The organism is Alkalicoccobacillus porphyridii, from assembly GCF_007293315.1.
GTDB lineage: Bacteria > Bacillota > Bacilli > Bacillales > Bacillaceae_D > Alkalicoccobacillus > Alkalicoccobacillus porphyridii.
The window spans coordinates 1-411 of the sequence record NZ_VLXZ01000061.1; the positions used below are offsets into that span (position 1 = coordinate 1).

2 protein-coding genes are annotated in these 411 nt (G+C 53.0%); both read left to right on the plus strand.

What is annotated here, in order from left to right; genetic code table 11:
- Positions 1-182 (plus strand): isoaspartyl peptidase/L-asparaginase (locus tag FN960_RS23510; protein WP_185971126.1); only part of this gene is annotated, 182 nt, incomplete at its 5' end.
- On the plus strand, positions 169-411 hold a 243-nt coding region (locus tag FN960_RS23515; RefSeq protein ID WP_143850768.1), incomplete at its 3' end, for an ATP-binding cassette domain-containing protein. The genes FN960_RS23510 and FN960_RS23515, both read left to right, overlap by 14 nt.

Below are 411 nucleotides of genomic sequence, written 5' to 3' on the forward strand. Positions count from 1 at the left end.
GGGTAGTAATGGAAAAACTCCCTGCGCTTGGCGGTAGCGGTGGCTTAATCGCTATCGACCATGAAGGGAATGTCGCGCTACCGTTTAACACCGAAGGAATGTATCGCGCCTGGGGCTACGCAGGCGATACGCCAACCACCGGTATCTACCGTGAAAAAGGGGACACCGTTGCCACACAGTGATGAACTTGATGCCGGTAATGTGCTGGCGGTTGAAAATCTGAATATTGCCTTTATGCAGGACCAGCAGAAAATAGCTGCGGTCCGCAATCTCTCTTTTAGTCTGCAACGCGGTGAGACGCTGGCAATTGTTGGCGAATCCGGCTCCGGTAAGTCAGTGACTGCGTTGGCATTGATGCGCCTGTTGGAACAGGCGGGCGGTTTAGTACAGTGCGATAAAATGCTGTTGCAG